This is a genomic window from Actinomadura sp. 3N508 (assembly GCF_044326375.1).
GTDB lineage: Bacteria > Actinomycetota > Actinomycetes > Streptosporangiales > Streptosporangiaceae > Spirillospora.
On the sequence record NZ_JBIRAX010000005.1, the window covers coordinates 570,894 to 584,549 of the forward strand.

A 13,656-nucleotide genomic window follows, 5' to 3' on the forward strand; every position below is an offset into this window, starting at 1 on the left:
CACCATGGCCACGCTAGAGATCCGCGACCTCCACGTCTCCGTCGGCGACGGCTCCGACGGGGCGAAGGAGATCCTGCGCGGGGTCGACCTGACCGTGCAGGCCGGGGAGACCCACGCGATCATGGGGCCGAACGGCTCCGGCAAGTCCACCCTCGCCTACGCGGTCGCCGGGCACCCCAAGTACGAGGTCACGTCCGGGACCGTCACGCTCGACGGCGAGGACGTCCTCGGCATGTCGGTCGACGAGCGCGCCCGCGCCGGGCTGTTCCTGGCGATGCAGTACCCGGTCGAGGTGCCCGGCGTGTCGGTCTCCAACTTCCTGCGCTCGGCCGTCACCGCGGTCCGCGGGGAGGCCCCGAAGCTCCGCGAGTTCTCCAAGGACATGAAGCAGGCGATGGAGAACCTGTCCATCGACCCGGCGTTCGCGCAGCGCAGCCTGAACGAGGGCTTCTCCGGCGGTGAGAAGAAGCGGCACGAGATCCTGCAGCTGGAGATGCTCCAGCCGAAGGTCGCGGTCCTGGACGAGACCGACTCCGGCCTCGATGTCGACGCCCTCAAGGTCGTCGCGGAGGGCGTGAACCGGTTCGCGTCCGGCGAGACCGGCGTCCTGCTGATCACCCACTACACGCGCATCCTCCGCTACGTGAAGCCCGACTTCGTGCACGTGTTCGCCGGCGGCCGCGTCGTCGCCGAGGGCGGCCCCGAGCTGGCCGACGAGCTGGAGGAGCAGGGCTACGAGAAGTACGCGAAGGCGGGCGCCGCGCTATGAAACTGCTGCCGGAGGAGCTGAAGAAGGACTTCCCGCTGCTGCAGCGCACGGTGCGCGGCGGGCGCCCTCTGGTGTACCTCGATTCGGGTGCGACGTCGCAGAAGCCCGTCCGGGTCCTGGAGGCGGAGCGCGAGTTCTACGAGAAGCACAACGCGGCGCCGCACCGCGGCGCGCACCAGCTCGCCGAGGAGGCGACGGAGGGCTACGAGAAGGCCCGCGCGTCCATCGCCCGGTTCATCGGCGCGTCGACCGCCGAGGTCGTGTTCACCAAGAACGCCACCGAGGCGATCAACCTGGTCGCGTACGCGATGAGCAACGCCGCCACCGGCGGCCCGGAGGCCGAGCGGTTCGTGGTCGGCCCCGGCGACGAGGTCGTGGTGTCGGAGATGGAGCACCACGCCAACCTCGTCCCGTGGCAGCAGCTCTGCCGGCGGACGGGCGCGACCCTGCGCTGGTTCGGCATCACCGACGACGGCCGCCTCGACCTGGAGCAGCTCGATGACCTGGTCAACGAGCGCACGAAGATCGTCGCGCTGACGCACCAGTCGAACGTGCTCGGCACCGTCCCGCCGATCGAGCGGATCGCGGCCCGGGCCCACGCCGTCGGCGCGCTCGTCCTGCTGGACGCGGCCCAGTCGGTGCCGCACCAGCCCGTGGACGTCGCCCGGCTCGGCGTCGACTTCCTCGCCTTCTCCGGCCACAAGATGCTCGGCCCGACCGGCATCGGCGTGCTGTGGGGGCGGAGCGAGCTGCTCGAAGTGATGCCGCCGTTCATCACCGGCGGCTCCATGATCGAGATCGTCCGCATGGAGGAGACGACCTTCATGCCGCCGCCGCAGCGGTTCGAGGCGGGCGTGCCGATGACCGCGCAGGCCATCGGCCTCGGCGCCGCCTGCGAGTACCTCGCCGAGATCGGGATGGACCGCGTCCACGCCCACGAGGAGGCCCTCGTCGGCTACTCGCTGGAGCGGCTCACCGAGATCCCCGGCGTCCGCATCATCGGCCCCGGCACCACCGAGGCCCGCGGCGGAGCCGTGTCGTTCACCGTGGACGGCATCCACCCGCACGACGTCGGCCAGGTCCTCGACGACCTCGGCGTCGCGGTCCGCGTCGGCCACCACTGCGCGTGGCCGATCTGCCGCCGCTTCGCCATCCCGGCGACGACCCGCGCGACGTTCTACCTCTACAACACCCTCGGCGACATCGACGCCCTCGCCGACGGGGTCAGGCAGGCCCAGAAGTTCTTCGGCACGTCCTGAGGAACACCCCTGCGACCCGCCCTGTTGTAGCGAGAGAGCCACGGAGAGGACCCCATGCACCTGGAGGCGATGTACCAGGAGGTCATCCTGGACCATTACCGCAACCCCCACCACAAGGGGCTGCGTGAGCCGTTCGAGGGCGAGGCGCACCACGTCAACCCGACCTGCGGGGACGAGGTGACGCTGCGCGTCCATCTGGACGGCGAGGGCCAGGACGCCACGGTCGCCGACGTGTCCTACGACGCGATGGGCTGCTCCATCAGCCAGGCCAGCGCGTCGGTGATGTCCGACCTGGTCATCGGGAAGTCCGTCAAGGAGGCGATGGCGGTCGGCGAGGAGTTCCTCACGCTGATGCAGTCGCGCGGCCAGGACGTCGAGCCCGACGAGGACGTCCTGGAGGACGCCATCGCCTTCGCCGGCGTCTCCAAATACCCCGCCCGCATAAAATGCGCCCTGCTCGCCTGGATGGCGTGGAAGGACGCGACAGCCCGCGCACTCGGAGAGGCCCGATGACCGCAGCGAAGCGAGGATCTTCGGGCCGAACGCCCGGGGGTCTGGGGGGCGCCACCCAGAAAGGTAGAGCATCATGACCGAAACCACCGGCACGGCCGTTCCGGAGGAGGACATCCTTGAGGCGCTCAAGGACGTCGTCGACCCCGAGCTCGGCATCAACGTCGTCGACCTCGGCCTGGTGTACGGCGTCAACATCGCCGACGAGGTCGCGACCCTCGACATGACCCTCACCAGCGCCGCCTGCCCGCTCACCGACGTGATCGAGGACCAGGCGCACAGCGCCCTGGAGGGCATGGTCAAGGACGTCAAGATCAACTGGGTGTGGCTCCCGCCGTGGGGCCCCGACAAGATCACCGACGAGGGCCGCGACCAGCTCCGCGCCCTCGGCTTCAACGTCTGACCGCACCACCCGCGAAGGCCGCGTCCCCCTGCCGGGGCCGCGGCCTCACGTGTGCGTACGGCCGGGCGGGGAGCCCGGGTCGCCGCCCGCGACCGCTGCGGGGTCGGCGGGCGGGGCGGCGGGCTTGGGCTTGGCCGGCCAGAGGGTGTGGGTGATCGGCCAGAGGGACCAGATCGCCAGGACGATGCCGAGGCGGCCGAGCCAGCCGTCGAGGGCCGCGGTGCGGCCGGGGTCGCCGACCCAGGCGATCATCGCGAGGAGCAGGCCGCACGCGATGGCGGTGGCGATGACCGCCTTCCCGAACTCGCGCCACTCGTAGCGGACGCGGGCCCCGCCGTACTTCGGCTTGCCGCGGGGCGGCGGGCCGCCCGCGAAGCGGTGCGCGAAGCGCTCGTCGGCCCACCGGACCATGCTGTGCCCGAACGCGACCGAGTACCCGATGTAGGCGGCGGCGAGGCCGTGGGCGAAGCCCGCGGTCGCCCCGCCGCGCAGGTCGATCGCCGTCGCGACCAGCAGGACCAGATCGACCAGCGGGACGCACAGCAGCAGCGCCGCGCCGGTCCGGCGGAGCCGCAGCGGGTAGCGGGCGACGAGACCGGCGGCGAGGACGACCCAGAAGCCGATCTCGCAGCCGGCGATGATCGCGATGAGCACGTGAGGTCCTTTCTCGACGCTTCCATCGTCCCTGGTGAAGGGGCCGCGATCGTCCTCCGGGATGGGGGTTTCGGGGGTCGTCCGAAGGATGTACGCGGGCTCGTCAAGGCGGTGGACGACGCACGCGCGCGGGGATGCTGAGATGGACGGGTGCACAGGCTCACCACCCGTAAGGACGCGCTCGTCGCCGTGGCGGCGCTCGCGGGCGGTCTGCTGCTGCTCTCGGTGCACGGCTACTCGACATGGTCCGAGGACTGGGATCCGTCTCCGTGGGTGCGGCTCGTCCCGCTGCTCGGGCTGTCGTCGGCGCTGCTGATGCGGCGGACGGCGCCGCTGACCGCGCTGGCGGTGGCGACGCCGTTCAACTTCGCCGACGTGGTGATGGGGCCGAGCCTCGCCACCGCGATGATCTACGGTGACGCGCTGTACGCGGCGAGCCTCTACGGGCGGCGTCGGACGGCGGAGTGGCTGCTCGGCACGACCCTGGCGGCGTCGCTGGCCGTCGCGGCCGCCGCCGGGATCGGGATGGGCGACCTCGCCCTCGGCGTGGTGAGCGGGTCGGTCGCCGGGGTGGTGTGGGTCGCGCCGGTGCTGACGGCGATGGCCGTCCGGGAGCACCGGTTCCGGGCGGAGGCGGAGCGGCAGCGCGCCGAGCAGGTGGCGCGGCTGGCTGAGCTGGACCGGCGGGCCGCGGTGACCGCCGAGCGGGCCCGGATGGCCCGCGAGCTGCACGACGTGATCGCCAACCATCTGAGCGCCGTGGCGCTGCACTCCTCGGCCGTGCTGAAGGTGCCGAACCTCGACCGGGAGGGGATCGAGCGGGCCATGGAGGTCATCCGGGAGAACAGCGTCCAGGGCCTCGCGGAGATGCGCCGGATGATCGGGCTGCTGCGGGACGGCGACGGCGACGGCGGCGCGGAGGACCCGGCGGCGCGGCCGCGGCTGGCGGAGCTCGGACGGCTCGTCCGGCACACGGAGCGGTCCGACCTGTCGGCGCGGCTGGAGATCGCGGGGGAGCCGCCGGAGCTGCCCGCCGCGGTGGAGCTGGCGGCGTACCGGATCGTGCAGGAGGCGCTGACGAACGCGCTCAAGCACGCCGGTCCCGGCAGCACCGACGTCCGTGTGGAGTACACGCGGAGAAGCGTGGTGATCGACGTGCTGAGCCCGCTCGGGGAAGACGCGGCGCGGCTCCCGGGCACGGGCAGCGGGCTGGTGGGGATGCGCGAGCGCGCGGTGATGCTGGCCGGAGAGTTCGACGCGGGGCCCGACGGCGGGCGCTGGCGCGTGCACGCCGAGCTGCCGCTCGACCAGCAGTTCACGGAGACGTCATGATCGAGGTTCTGGTCGCGGACGATCAGGCGGCGGTGCGGGCGGGCCTGGTGCTCATCCTCGGCGCGGCGCCCGGGATCCGGGTGGTCGGCGAGGCGGCCGACGGGGTCCGGGCGGTGGAGCTGGCCCGGGAGCTGCGCCCGGACGTGGTGCTGATGGACGTCCGCATGCCCCGGCTGGACGGTATCGGCGCCACCCGGGAGATCGCCGGCATCACGGACGTGCTGGTGCTGACCACGTTCGACATGGACGAGTACGTGTTCGGCGCGCTGCGGGCGGGCGCGGCCGGATTCCTGCTCAAGGACGTCGACGCCGACAAGCTGGTGGACGCCGTGCGGACGGTCGCGGCCGGTGAGGGGATCATCGCGCCGAAGGTCACCCGGCGGCTGATCGGCGCGTTCGCCGCCCGGCCCGCGGCGGAGCGGGCCGTGCCGGGGCTCGCGGAGCTGACGCCGCGGGAGCGGGAGGTGTTCGCGTGCCTGGGGGAGGGGCTGTCGAACGGGCAGATCGCGGCCCGGCTGGACATGGCGGAGACCACCACCAAGACCCATGTCAGCCGCATCCTCGGGAAGCTGGGGCTGGCCAGCCGCGTCCAGGCGGCCATCCTCGCCCAGGAGACGGCCGCCTCCGGCCGTACCGGGACCGATCCGCACAAAGGATCACCCGGGGCGTTCTGACCCGGCAGCGGCGATCTCAGCGCGACAGGCTGCGGATCAGGTCGGCGACGCGGACGATGCCGAGGCAGCGGCCGACCTCGTCCACCACGACCAGGTCGTCGTAGACGCGCTCGTCCTCCCGCCCGGCGGCCCGCAGCGCCGCGACCGCCGGGACGGTGCGCGGCACGGGCCGGGGCGCGTCGGCGAGGCGCGCGGCCGGGCGGCGGGCGTGCAGCGCGTGCCCGTACGCGCCGGACAGGCGCAGCAGGAACCGCGTCCGGTCCACCGTGCAGCGGGGCCGCTGCCGTTCGTCGACCAGGATGATGCTGGTGATGCCGCTCTCGGCGTTCAGCGCGTTGAGCACCTCGCCCGCGGTCGCCGTGTGCGGCATTGTCACCGCCGGGAGGGTGAATTCCGAGACCCGCGGCCCGAGCCCGAGCCCCGGTTCGGGCCGGGCGGGCTCCTCGGCGGCCGCGACCGGGATGTGGACCGGCATCCCCGGCCGCCACTCCGGCGGCGCCAGCGCGGGTCCCTGGACGAGCCGCACCCCCGCGTCGCGCATGTGCAGCACCTGCTCGCGGGTCGCCATCTGCGGCGCCAGGACGTGCGTCTCCAGCCGGTGCGCCAGCTCGACCAGGCTCCCCACCAGCGCCGCGCGGCGCGGCTCCGACACCGACCGGCGCGCCAGCTCGGGGTCGAGTTTCAGCAGGTAGGACGCGCCGTCCACGAGCAGGTCCAGCGGCGCGTGCGCGGCGCCGAGACCGGCGAGGCCGACGAGGTAGCCGGTCCTGCGCAGCCCGGAGAGGGCGGCGGTGACGGGCGGGCGCGCCGCGGGCGGGAACCCGCCCGACACGCAGATGATGATCTCCTGCGGGCGGCGGCCGGTGTCGGCGAGCCCGCGGTGCAGGTCGGCGAGGAGGTCGTCGCCGCGGGCGAGGGTCTCGGTGCGCAGCCCGATCTGCAGCGGCAGCGGCGTGCGGAGCCCGGTGGCGGCGCGGGCGGCCTCGATCGCGCGGCGTACGTCCTCGGCCGCCGGATCGGGTCGCAGGGGGCCGGACGAGCCGGCCGGGGGTGCGTGGGCCTCGACCGCGACGACGGTTCCGGTGCCGAGGTCGACGACCGGATGGAACACCGCCCGTGCGGGGAGGAGGGCATCAAGTGCATCGACTGCGGACACAACCGCATCATGTCGCTGTACTTCGCGACGAAACCAGATGTGTCAGCCGAAGTTAACCCAACATTCGCAGTTCAGAGTACATTTCTCCTCCGCCGCCACGCTCGGTTCAGCGGCCGTCACTGGTTCGGCTGCAGAGCACCGTTCGGTACGCCGTTCGGGGACCAGCGGGCCGGGGCCCGATCCGGCGCGGGCCGTGCGGGCTCAGAGGCCGCGGCCGCCGGCGAACGCCGACAGCAGATAGGTCACCCCGGCGACGGCCGCGAGCCAGACGTAGGCGGTGATGTCGGCGCCGCGCAGCGCCTGGACGATCAGCCCCCCGACCACCGCGACCGTCAGCACGTCACCGGTCATCGCCGCGGCCCGCAGATGCGCGCGGGCCCGGGTGCCGGAGCCGAAGCCCTCGCTGATCGGCAGCGCCGGCTCGTTGCGCCGGTAGGCGAGGTAGGCGGCGTAGCCGGCCAGCGCGCCGAGCGCGACGAGGGCCGTCCCCGACCGCCCGTCGGCGGCCAGCACGGCCGCGACCACCACGCCGGCGCCGAGGACGAGCCCGGGCACGGCCCACCTGCTGAGGCTGCGGCGTTCGGGAGCGATCCACATGATGCTCATCCTTCCCGATCCGCGCGCGCGGCGAACCGTCAACGCGCCGGGCCCGTCGATTGTGCGGGACGCCCCCCGCGTCCCCAGCGGGAACGGACGCGCTTTTCTGTGGGGGGACGACCCCCCACGGCCCCCGCGAACAGCTGTATGTTCTCGCTTCGTGGCGCAATTTCGAATGAACGGCTCCAAGATGCTCGCCGTCGACCTCGGCGGCGAGACCATCAGGGCGCTGAACGGCTCCATGGTCGCCTACGAGGGCCAGATGACGTTCAAACGCCAGGGCATGACGGGCGGCGAGGGCCTGCGCGGCGCACTGAAGCGCAGGATCGCCGGTGAGGGCATGACCCTCATGGAGATCACCGGGCAGGGGACGGTGTACCTGGCGAGCGAGGCGACGGAGGTGACCCTCGTCCCGCTGGCCGGCGACACCCTGTACGTCGAGTCGGAGAGCCTCCTCGCCCTCGACGGGAACCTGCAGACCGGCGTCCATTTCGTCGGGCTGCGGGGGATGGGCACCGGGCAGGGGCTCGCCACCACCAAGGTGGAAGGGCACGGGACGGTCGCGATCCTGTCCCAAGGGCCCGCGATCGTGCTGGAGGTGACGCCGCAGACGCCGCTGTGCGTCGACCCGCACGCCTACGTCTGCCACCACGGGCAGCTCCAGCAGGACGTGGTCACCGACGTCAACTGGCGGACGGTGATCGGCCAGGGCTCGGGGGAGAGCGTGCAGTTCCGGTACCAGGGGCACGGCCTGGTGTACGTCCAGCCGTCCGAGCGCGGCGGAATCTTGGAGATCTGATGCCCGGATACCAGTCGATCAACTCCAAGATGCTCCAGGTGCCGGTCGGGCCGGGCCAGGAGGTCTACAGCAAGCGCGGCGCGATGCTCGCCTACACCGGCCCCGTGTCGTTCGCGCCGTCCACGACGGCCGGGCAGGGCATCGGCGGCACCATCGGCCGCGCCGTCGCCGGCGAGCGCAGCGCGATGATGCACGTCACCGGGCAGGGCAGCGTCCTGTTCGGGCACGCCGGCCTGCACGTCACCGTCATCGACCTGCAAGGCGCCGACACCCTCTACGTGGAGGCCGACCGGCTGCTCGTGCACGACGCGTCGTTGCAGGTCGGGACCATGTTCATGGGCGAGCAGGGCGGCGTGCGCGGCATCGTCCGCGGCGCGGTCACCGGGCAGGGCCTGTTCACCTCGACGCTCATGGGCCACGGCTCGTGCGCGGTGCTGTCGCACGGCGGGGTGATGGAGCTGCCGATCAGCCAGAACCGTCCCGTGCACGTCGACCCGCAGGCGTACGTGGCGCACCGCGGCCAGGTGCAGAACAAGCTCACCACGGCGGTGGGGCTGCGCGACCTCGTCGGACGCGGCTCCGGCGAGGCGTTCCAGCTGGAGCTGAGCGGTCTCGGCGTCGTCTACGTCCAGGCCAGCGAGAGGAAGATCTGACCGTGAGCACGTACGGCACGCAGACGCAGACCTGGAACCCGGTCACGCTCCCGTCCAACGACAACGTCAACCCCTACGCCTTCAGCGTCGACCTCAACGGGCAGTGGTTCGCGCAGAAGGGCAAGATGATCGCCTACTACGGGCAGATCAGGTTCGAGGCGCTGTCGGCGGGCGCGCTCGACTCCCTCGTCGCGCACACCTTCAACTCGCCGCTGTACGCGCAGGACTGGATCGTCGCGCAGGGGCAGGGGAAGCTCGTCCTCGCCGACCGCGGGTTCGACGTCAACTCCTTCGACCTGGAGAACGGGAACCTCACCGTCCGGGCCGGGAACCTGCTCGCCTTCGAGCCGGGCCTGGAGCTCAAGCAGTCGATCATCCCCGGGTTCCTGACGCTGATCGGCACCGGCCGGTTCGTGGCCGCCTCCAACGGGCCGGTCCACTTCGTCGAGCCGCCGATCAGGATCGACCCGCAGGCGCTGCTCGGCTGGGCCGACTGCCCGTCCCCGTGCCACCACTACGACCACTCGTACATGCGCGGGGCGTTCGGCGCCGCCCGGATGGTGTTCGGGATCGGCGGGCAGTCCGGCGAGGAGCACCAGTTCGACTTCACCGGGCAGGGCACCGTGCTGATGCAGTCGTCCGAGGTCGTGATGAACGAGGACGTCCTGCTGCGCGACCTCGAAGGTCAGATCGGGCTGGTCGGCACGTCGGGGCTGCAGCGGCTCCAGCGCACCATCACCCAGCGCCTGTCCGCCGAGCGCAGCTGAGCGGGCGGGGGCCCGGACGCCGTCCGGGCCCCCGCCCGCCGCCTCTCACGACTCCGGGTCGGGCGCGGGCTTCATCACGCGGAACGGCACGCCGAACGGGTCGCGGACGGTCGCGATCCGCCCGTACGGGGTGTCGGCCGGCGACTCCTCCACCGTGCCGCCACCGGCCTCGACCTGCCGCACCGCCGCGTCGGCGTCCTCGACCGCGAAGTAGGTGAGCCACGAGGCGACCTCCTCCGCGCCGCCGCCGAGGACGAGGCCCTCCCCGCCGAGCACGCCGCCCATGAACCGGCCGTCGGGCCGGGCGATGGTGGTGTAGTCGAGGCCCTCGGCGTCCTGCATCGGCTCGACCTGGTAGCCGAACAGCGCCCTGTAGAACTCGCGGGCGGGCCCGGCGTCGCCGGGGACGAACAGGTCGTTCCAGACGAACGACCCGTGCTCGTTCACGATCCTGGAGCCGGTGTGGCTGCGGCCCTGCCACAGGCCGAACTGGCCGCCCCGCGGGTCCTTGAGGATCGCCATGCGGCCCATGTCCATCACGTCCATGGCCGGGACGACGACCTCCCCGCCCGCGTCCGTGGCGCGCTTCACCGCGCCGTCGCAGTCGTCGGTGGCGAAGTAGACGCTCCACCAGTACACGTCGGGCTCTTCCTCGGGGTTCAGCATCATCCCCGCGACGGGCTCACCCTGCACCGTGCACGTGTGGTAGTGCCCCGCTTCGGGGCCCGCGTCCTCGAATTCCCAGCCGAACAGCGCCCCGTAGAACGCCTTGGCCCGGTCGAGGTCGGGGACGCCGATGTCGAGCCAGGTGGGCGTGCCCTCGGGTGAATTGCCGGTGACCTTGGTCATACGTCTCACGCTCCTTCGTGGCGGGACCCCCGGGCCCCTGTGCTCTCCGCCGCACGCCCGTGATCCTCATCCTGGCCTCGTCCGCGCCGTTCACACATCGCACGCGCCCCGATCGGCATGACCGGGTCCGGCCTGCCGTTCTCCAGCCCCCACCCGCCACCGATCAACCGGCGAGCTTCGCCCGGCCCCCGTCGCGTACACTTGGCGGATGGTTCCGCTCCCGAACTGACAGGCCGCCTCGAGCGCGCCCCAGCCGCAACGCCGGCTGAGAGGCGCGCTTATTCGTGCCTGTCCACCGAGCCGTCCGTCAGGGGAGCCCTGTCACTGTGATCATCGCGAAAGACATCGAGCTGCGCGCCGGGTCCCGGCTGCTGATCGAGGCCGCCACGTTCCGGGTGAACCCCGGCGACCGGGTCGGTTTCGTCGGGCGCAACGGCGCGGGCAAGACCACCCTCACCAAGGTGCTGGCCGGGGACGCGCTGCCCGCGCAGGGCGCGGTGACCTCGTCCGGCACCGTCGGCTACCTGCCGCAGGACCCCCGCGACGTCGACCTCAACGAGCTGGCGCGCGACCGCATCCTGTCGGCCCGCGGCCTGGACGAGGTGATCCGCAAGCTGCGCGCCGCCGAGGACGCGATGGCCGCCGCGACGGGCGCCGACCGCGACAAGGCCGTCCGCCGCTACGGGCGCATCGAGGAGCGGCTGCACGTGCTCGGCGGGTACGCGGCGGAGTCGGAGGCGGCGTCGATCGCCTCCAGCCTCGGCCTGCCCGACCGGGTGATGACCCAGCCGCTCGGCACGCTCTCCGGCGGCCAGCGGCGCCGCGTGGAGCTGGCCCGCATCCTGTTCTCCGGCGCCGACACCCTCCTGCTGGACGAGCCCACCAACCACCTCGACGCCGACTCGATCGTCTGGCTCCGCGACTTCCTGAAGTCCCACCAGGGCGGGCTCGTGGTGATCAGCCACGACGTGGAGCTGCTGGACGCGGTCGTCAACCGGGTGTTCCACCTCGACGCCAACCGCTGCGTGATCGACATCTACAACGTCGGCTGGAAGAAGTACCTCGACCAGCGCGAGACCGACGAGCGGCGCCGCAAGCGCGAGTCGGCCAACGCGCAGCGGCAGGCGTCCGCGCTGCTGTCGCAGGCCGACAAGATGCGCGCCAAGGCCACCAAGGCCAAGGCGGCCCAGCAGATGGACCGGCGCGCCAGGCAGCTCCTCGCGGGCGTGGAGGGCGAGCGGCAGGCCGACAAGGTCGCCAAGATCCGCTTCCCGGACCCGGCCCCGTGCGGTAAGACTCCGCTCACCGCGGAGGGTTTGTCGAAATCGTACGGATCTTTGGAGATATTCACCGACGTGGACCTCGCCGTCGACCGGGGCAGCCGCGTCGTCGTCCTCGGCCTGAACGGCGCGGGCAAGACGACCCTGCTTCGCCTGCTGGCGGGCGTTGACGAGCCCGACACCGGGACGGTCGTCCCCGGCCACGGCCTGCGGATCGGCTACTACGCCCAGGAGCACGAGACCCTGGACGTCGACCGGTCCGTCCTGGAGAACATGCAGTCGGCAGCGCCCGGCATGGCGCCCGTCGAGGTCCGCAAGATCCTCGGCTCGTTCCTGTTCTCTGGCGACGACGTCGACAAGCCCGCGGGCGTCCTGTCCGGCGGCGAGAAGACCCGGCTGGCGCTGGCGATGCTGGTGGTGTCCAGCGCGAACGTCCTGCTGCTGGACGAGCCCACCAACAACCTCGACCCGGCCAGCCGCGCGGAGATCCTCGGGGCCCTGCGCACCTTCGCCGGCGCCATCGTCCTGGTCACCCACGACGAGGGCGCGGTGGACGCGCTGGCGCCGGAAAGAGTGATTTTGCTGCCGGATGGGGTGGAAGACATCTGGAGTGACGACTTTGCCGATCTGGTGGCGCTCGCGTGACCTGCGAAGTGACTTCCGCAGATCTTTTCTGGCCGAGTGGGTAGCCGAACAGCCGGGAATGACTGATCATGGCGGGGGATAACGCAGCGGTCACCACATCACTACGGGAGGTACTCGTGGCCGAGACCCTCAAGAAGGGCACCCGCGTGACCGGTGCCGAGCGCGACAAGCTGGCGGCGGACCTGAAGAAGAGGTACGACTCCGGCGAGAGCATCCGCGCCCTGGCAGCCGCCACCGGCCGCTCGTACGGTTTCATCCACCGGATTCTGACCGAGTCCGGCGTCAACCTGCGCGGTCGCGGTGGCGCGACCCGGGGCAAGAAGTCCTGACCGGACAACGCCCCCGGATGAGCGCACGGCCCGACCCGTCGCCGCGGCCTACCGAGTAGGGTTCGGTCGCGGCGGCGGACGGGTTTCCGGGCCCGCCCCGTGGACGGCGGGGCGGGCCCCGCACGCTCATCGAGAGGAAAGACGCATGGGGGACGCGAGCACGAACGGCCGGCGGGAAGCCGTCAACGGCCCGCCCGAAACCGGTCTTTCGGTGCCGGATCTTGACGCGGCGGGGCTCCTCCTGGAGGTGGACGGCCCCGTCGCCACCGTCACACTCAACCGGCCCGAGCGCCGGAACGCCATGACCTTCGCGACATGGCGGGGGCTCGCCGCCATCGGCCGCGCCCTGCCCGCCGAAGTGCGCGTCGTCGTCCTGCGGGGCGCGGGCCCGTCCTTTTCCGCGGGCATCGACCTCGGCATGTTCTCCGGCGAAGGCGGCGGGCTCCCCGACGGCTCCGATCCCGACGCCGCCGACCGCTTCATCGCCGAGCTCCAGGAGGGCTACACCTGGCTGCGGCGTCCCGACCTCGTCACGGTCGCGGCCGTCCACGGCCACGCCATCGGCGCCGGGTTCCAGCTTGCGCTGTCCTGCGACATCCGCGTGATCGCCGACGACGCGAAGTTCTGCATGAAGGAGCCCGCGCTCGGGCTCGTCCCCGACCTGACCGGCACCAAGCCGCTGGTGGAGATCGCCGGCATCGGACGGGCGCTGGAGCTGTGCCTCACCGCCCGGACCGTGCACGCCGACGAGGCCGCCAGGATCGGGCTCGCCGAGACCCTCGTCCCGCGCGACGGCCTCGACGGCGCCGTCCGCGAGCTGGTGGACGCGCTGCTCGCCGTCGACGCGGGCGCCTCCGCCGCGACGAAGCGGCTGCTGTGGCAGGCCGCCGGGAACACCCTCGACCAGCAGAGCGCCGCCGAGCGCCGCGAGCAGATCGGCCGCCTCCGCGACCTGTCCGCCAGGTGACCCGGGACGCCCC

At 72.3% G+C, this 13,656-nt stretch carries 16 protein-coding genes; 12 read left to right on the top strand and 4 right to left on the bottom strand.

Features of this window, described 5'->3' with window-relative positions:
- Window positions 1–4 precede the first annotated feature (4 nt).
- The 4 genes from sufC (at window position 5) to ACH34S_RS21390 (ending at window position 2,941) form a co-directional block, all read left to right on the top strand.
- Window positions 5–769 carry a Fe-S cluster assembly ATPase SufC gene (sufC, locus tag ACH34S_RS21375; RefSeq protein WP_395954455.1) on the top strand — a complete coding sequence of 255 codons (765 nt, stop codon included), beginning with the start codon at window positions 5–7 and terminating at the stop codon, window positions 767–769.
- Window positions 766–2,028 (top strand): cysteine desulfurase, encoded by a 1,263-nt coding sequence (locus ACH34S_RS21380; RefSeq protein WP_395954456.1) that lies wholly within the window; start codon window positions 766–768, stop codon window positions 2,026–2,028. The genes sufC and ACH34S_RS21380 overlap by 4 nt, the downstream gene beginning before the upstream one ends.
- 54 nt (window positions 2,029–2,082) lie before the next feature.
- Window positions 2,083–2,541 (top strand): Fe-S cluster assembly sulfur transfer protein SufU, encoded by a 459-nt coding sequence (sufU, locus tag ACH34S_RS21385; RefSeq protein ID WP_395954457.1) that lies wholly within the window; start codon window positions 2,083–2,085, stop codon window positions 2,539–2,541.
- A 73-nt stretch (window positions 2,542–2,614) separates the two neighbouring features.
- Window positions 2,615–2,941: a metal-sulfur cluster assembly factor gene (locus ACH34S_RS21390; protein ID WP_395954458.1), complete on the top strand. Its 327-nt coding sequence runs from the start codon at window positions 2,615–2,617 to the stop codon at window positions 2,939–2,941.
- 45 nt (window positions 2,942–2,986) lie between these two features.
- On the opposite strand, the gene ACH34S_RS21395 is transcribed toward ACH34S_RS21390, so the two are convergent.
- Window positions 2,987–3,595, bottom strand: coding sequence for a hypothetical protein (locus ACH34S_RS21395; protein ID WP_395954459.1), 609 nt, complete (start codon window positions 3,593–3,595; stop codon window positions 2,987–2,989).
- 150 nt (window positions 3,596–3,745) lie between these two features.
- Between ACH34S_RS21395 and ACH34S_RS21400 the strand changes: the two genes are divergently transcribed.
- The gene (locus ACH34S_RS21400; RefSeq protein ID WP_395954460.1) at window positions 3,746–4,927 is read left to right on the top strand and encodes a sensor histidine kinase; all 1,182 of its coding nucleotides are present in this window, start codon (window positions 3,746–3,748) and stop codon (window positions 4,925–4,927) included.
- Complete coding sequence (locus ACH34S_RS21405; protein ID WP_395954461.1) at window positions 4,924–5,601, top strand: response regulator; 678 nt, start codon at window positions 4,924–4,926, stop codon at window positions 5,599–5,601. The genes ACH34S_RS21400 and ACH34S_RS21405 overlap by 4 nt, the downstream gene beginning before the upstream one ends.
- 16 nt (window positions 5,602–5,617) lie before the next feature.
- Here ACH34S_RS21405 and ACH34S_RS21410 read toward each other — a convergent pair whose 3' ends face one another.
- Window positions 5,618–6,757, bottom strand: a complete 1,140-nt coding sequence (locus tag ACH34S_RS21410) for an EAL domain-containing protein (RefSeq protein WP_395954462.1) — start codon at window positions 6,755–6,757, stop codon at window positions 5,618–5,620.
- 201 nt (window positions 6,758–6,958) lie between these two features.
- A complete protein-coding gene (locus ACH34S_RS21415) occupies window positions 6,959–7,354 on the bottom strand; it encodes an ABC transporter permease (RefSeq protein WP_395954463.1) in 396 nt (131 codons plus the stop codon).
- Window positions 7,355–7,514: 160 nt separating this feature from the next.
- On the opposite strand from ACH34S_RS21415, the gene ACH34S_RS21420 reads away from it, so the two are divergent.
- The 3 genes from ACH34S_RS21420 to ACH34S_RS21430 are packed head-to-tail and all read left to right on the top strand — an operon-like array spanning window position 7,515 to window position 9,573.
- Complete coding sequence (locus ACH34S_RS21420; RefSeq protein ID WP_395954464.1) at window positions 7,515–8,153, top strand: AIM24 family protein; 639 nt, start codon at window positions 7,515–7,517, stop codon at window positions 8,151–8,153.
- On the top strand, window positions 8,153–8,806 hold the full coding sequence (locus tag ACH34S_RS21425) for an AIM24 family protein (protein WP_395954465.1): 654 nt from the start codon (window positions 8,153–8,155) through the stop codon (window positions 8,804–8,806). Before ACH34S_RS21420 ends, ACH34S_RS21425 begins: the two co-directional genes overlap by 1 nt.
- A gap of 2 nt (window positions 8,807–8,808) precedes the next feature.
- Window positions 8,809–9,573, top strand: a complete 765-nt coding sequence (locus ACH34S_RS21430; protein WP_395954466.1) for an AIM24 family protein — start codon at window positions 8,809–8,811, stop codon at window positions 9,571–9,573.
- A gap of 45 nt (window positions 9,574–9,618) precedes the next feature.
- On the opposite strand, the gene ACH34S_RS21435 is transcribed toward ACH34S_RS21430, so the two are convergent.
- Window positions 9,619–10,422, bottom strand: coding sequence for a VOC family protein (locus ACH34S_RS21435; protein ID WP_395954467.1), 804 nt, complete (start codon window positions 10,420–10,422; stop codon window positions 9,619–9,621).
- Between the two features lie 326 nt (window positions 10,423–10,748).
- Here ACH34S_RS21435 and ACH34S_RS21440 point away from each other — a divergent pair, with 326 nt between their 5' ends.
- The 3 genes from ACH34S_RS21440 (at window position 10,749) to ACH34S_RS21450 (ending at window position 13,643) form a co-directional block, all read left to right on the top strand.
- A complete protein-coding gene (locus ACH34S_RS21440) occupies window positions 10,749–12,347 on the top strand; it encodes an ABC-F family ATP-binding cassette domain-containing protein (RefSeq protein ID WP_395954468.1) in 1,599 nt (532 codons plus the stop codon).
- A gap of 116 nt (window positions 12,348–12,463) precedes the next feature.
- On the top strand, window positions 12,464–12,676 hold the full coding sequence (locus ACH34S_RS21445; RefSeq protein ID WP_021596738.1) for a helix-turn-helix domain-containing protein: 213 nt from the start codon (window positions 12,464–12,466) through the stop codon (window positions 12,674–12,676).
- Between the two features lie 145 nt (window positions 12,677–12,821).
- The gene (locus ACH34S_RS21450; protein WP_395954469.1) at window positions 12,822–13,643 is read left to right on the top strand and encodes an enoyl-CoA hydratase/isomerase family protein; all 822 of its coding nucleotides are present in this window, start codon (window positions 12,822–12,824) and stop codon (window positions 13,641–13,643) included.
- Window positions 13,644–13,656 lie beyond the last annotated feature (13 nt).

Coding starts and splice junctions, on each gene's coding strand:
- sufU (WP_395954457.1), top strand. CDS start 2,083: ATGCACCTGGAGGCGATGTACCAGGAGGTCATCCTGGACCATTACCGC.
- ACH34S_RS21450 (WP_395954469.1), top strand. CDS start 12,822: ATGGGGGACGCGAGCACGAACGGCCGGCGGGAAGCCGTCAACGGCCCG.
- ACH34S_RS21380 (WP_395954456.1), top strand. CDS start 766: ATGAAACTGCTGCCGGAGGAGCTGAAGAAGGACTTCCCGCTGCTGCAG.
- ACH34S_RS21435 (WP_395954467.1), bottom strand. CDS start 10,422: ATGACCAAGGTCACCGGCAATTCACCCGAGGGCACGCCCACCTGGCTC.
- ACH34S_RS21405 (WP_395954461.1), top strand. CDS start 4,924: ATGATCGAGGTTCTGGTCGCGGACGATCAGGCGGCGGTGCGGGCGGGC.
- ACH34S_RS21425 (WP_395954465.1), top strand. CDS start 8,153: ATGCCCGGATACCAGTCGATCAACTCCAAGATGCTCCAGGTGCCGGTC.
- sufC (WP_395954455.1), top strand. CDS start 5: ATGGCCACGCTAGAGATCCGCGACCTCCACGTCTCCGTCGGCGACGGC.
- ACH34S_RS21390 (WP_395954458.1), top strand. CDS start 2,615: ATGACCGAAACCACCGGCACGGCCGTTCCGGAGGAGGACATCCTTGAG.
- ACH34S_RS21415 (WP_395954463.1), bottom strand. CDS start 7,354: ATGTGGATCGCTCCCGAACGCCGCAGCCTCAGCAGGTGGGCCGTGCCC.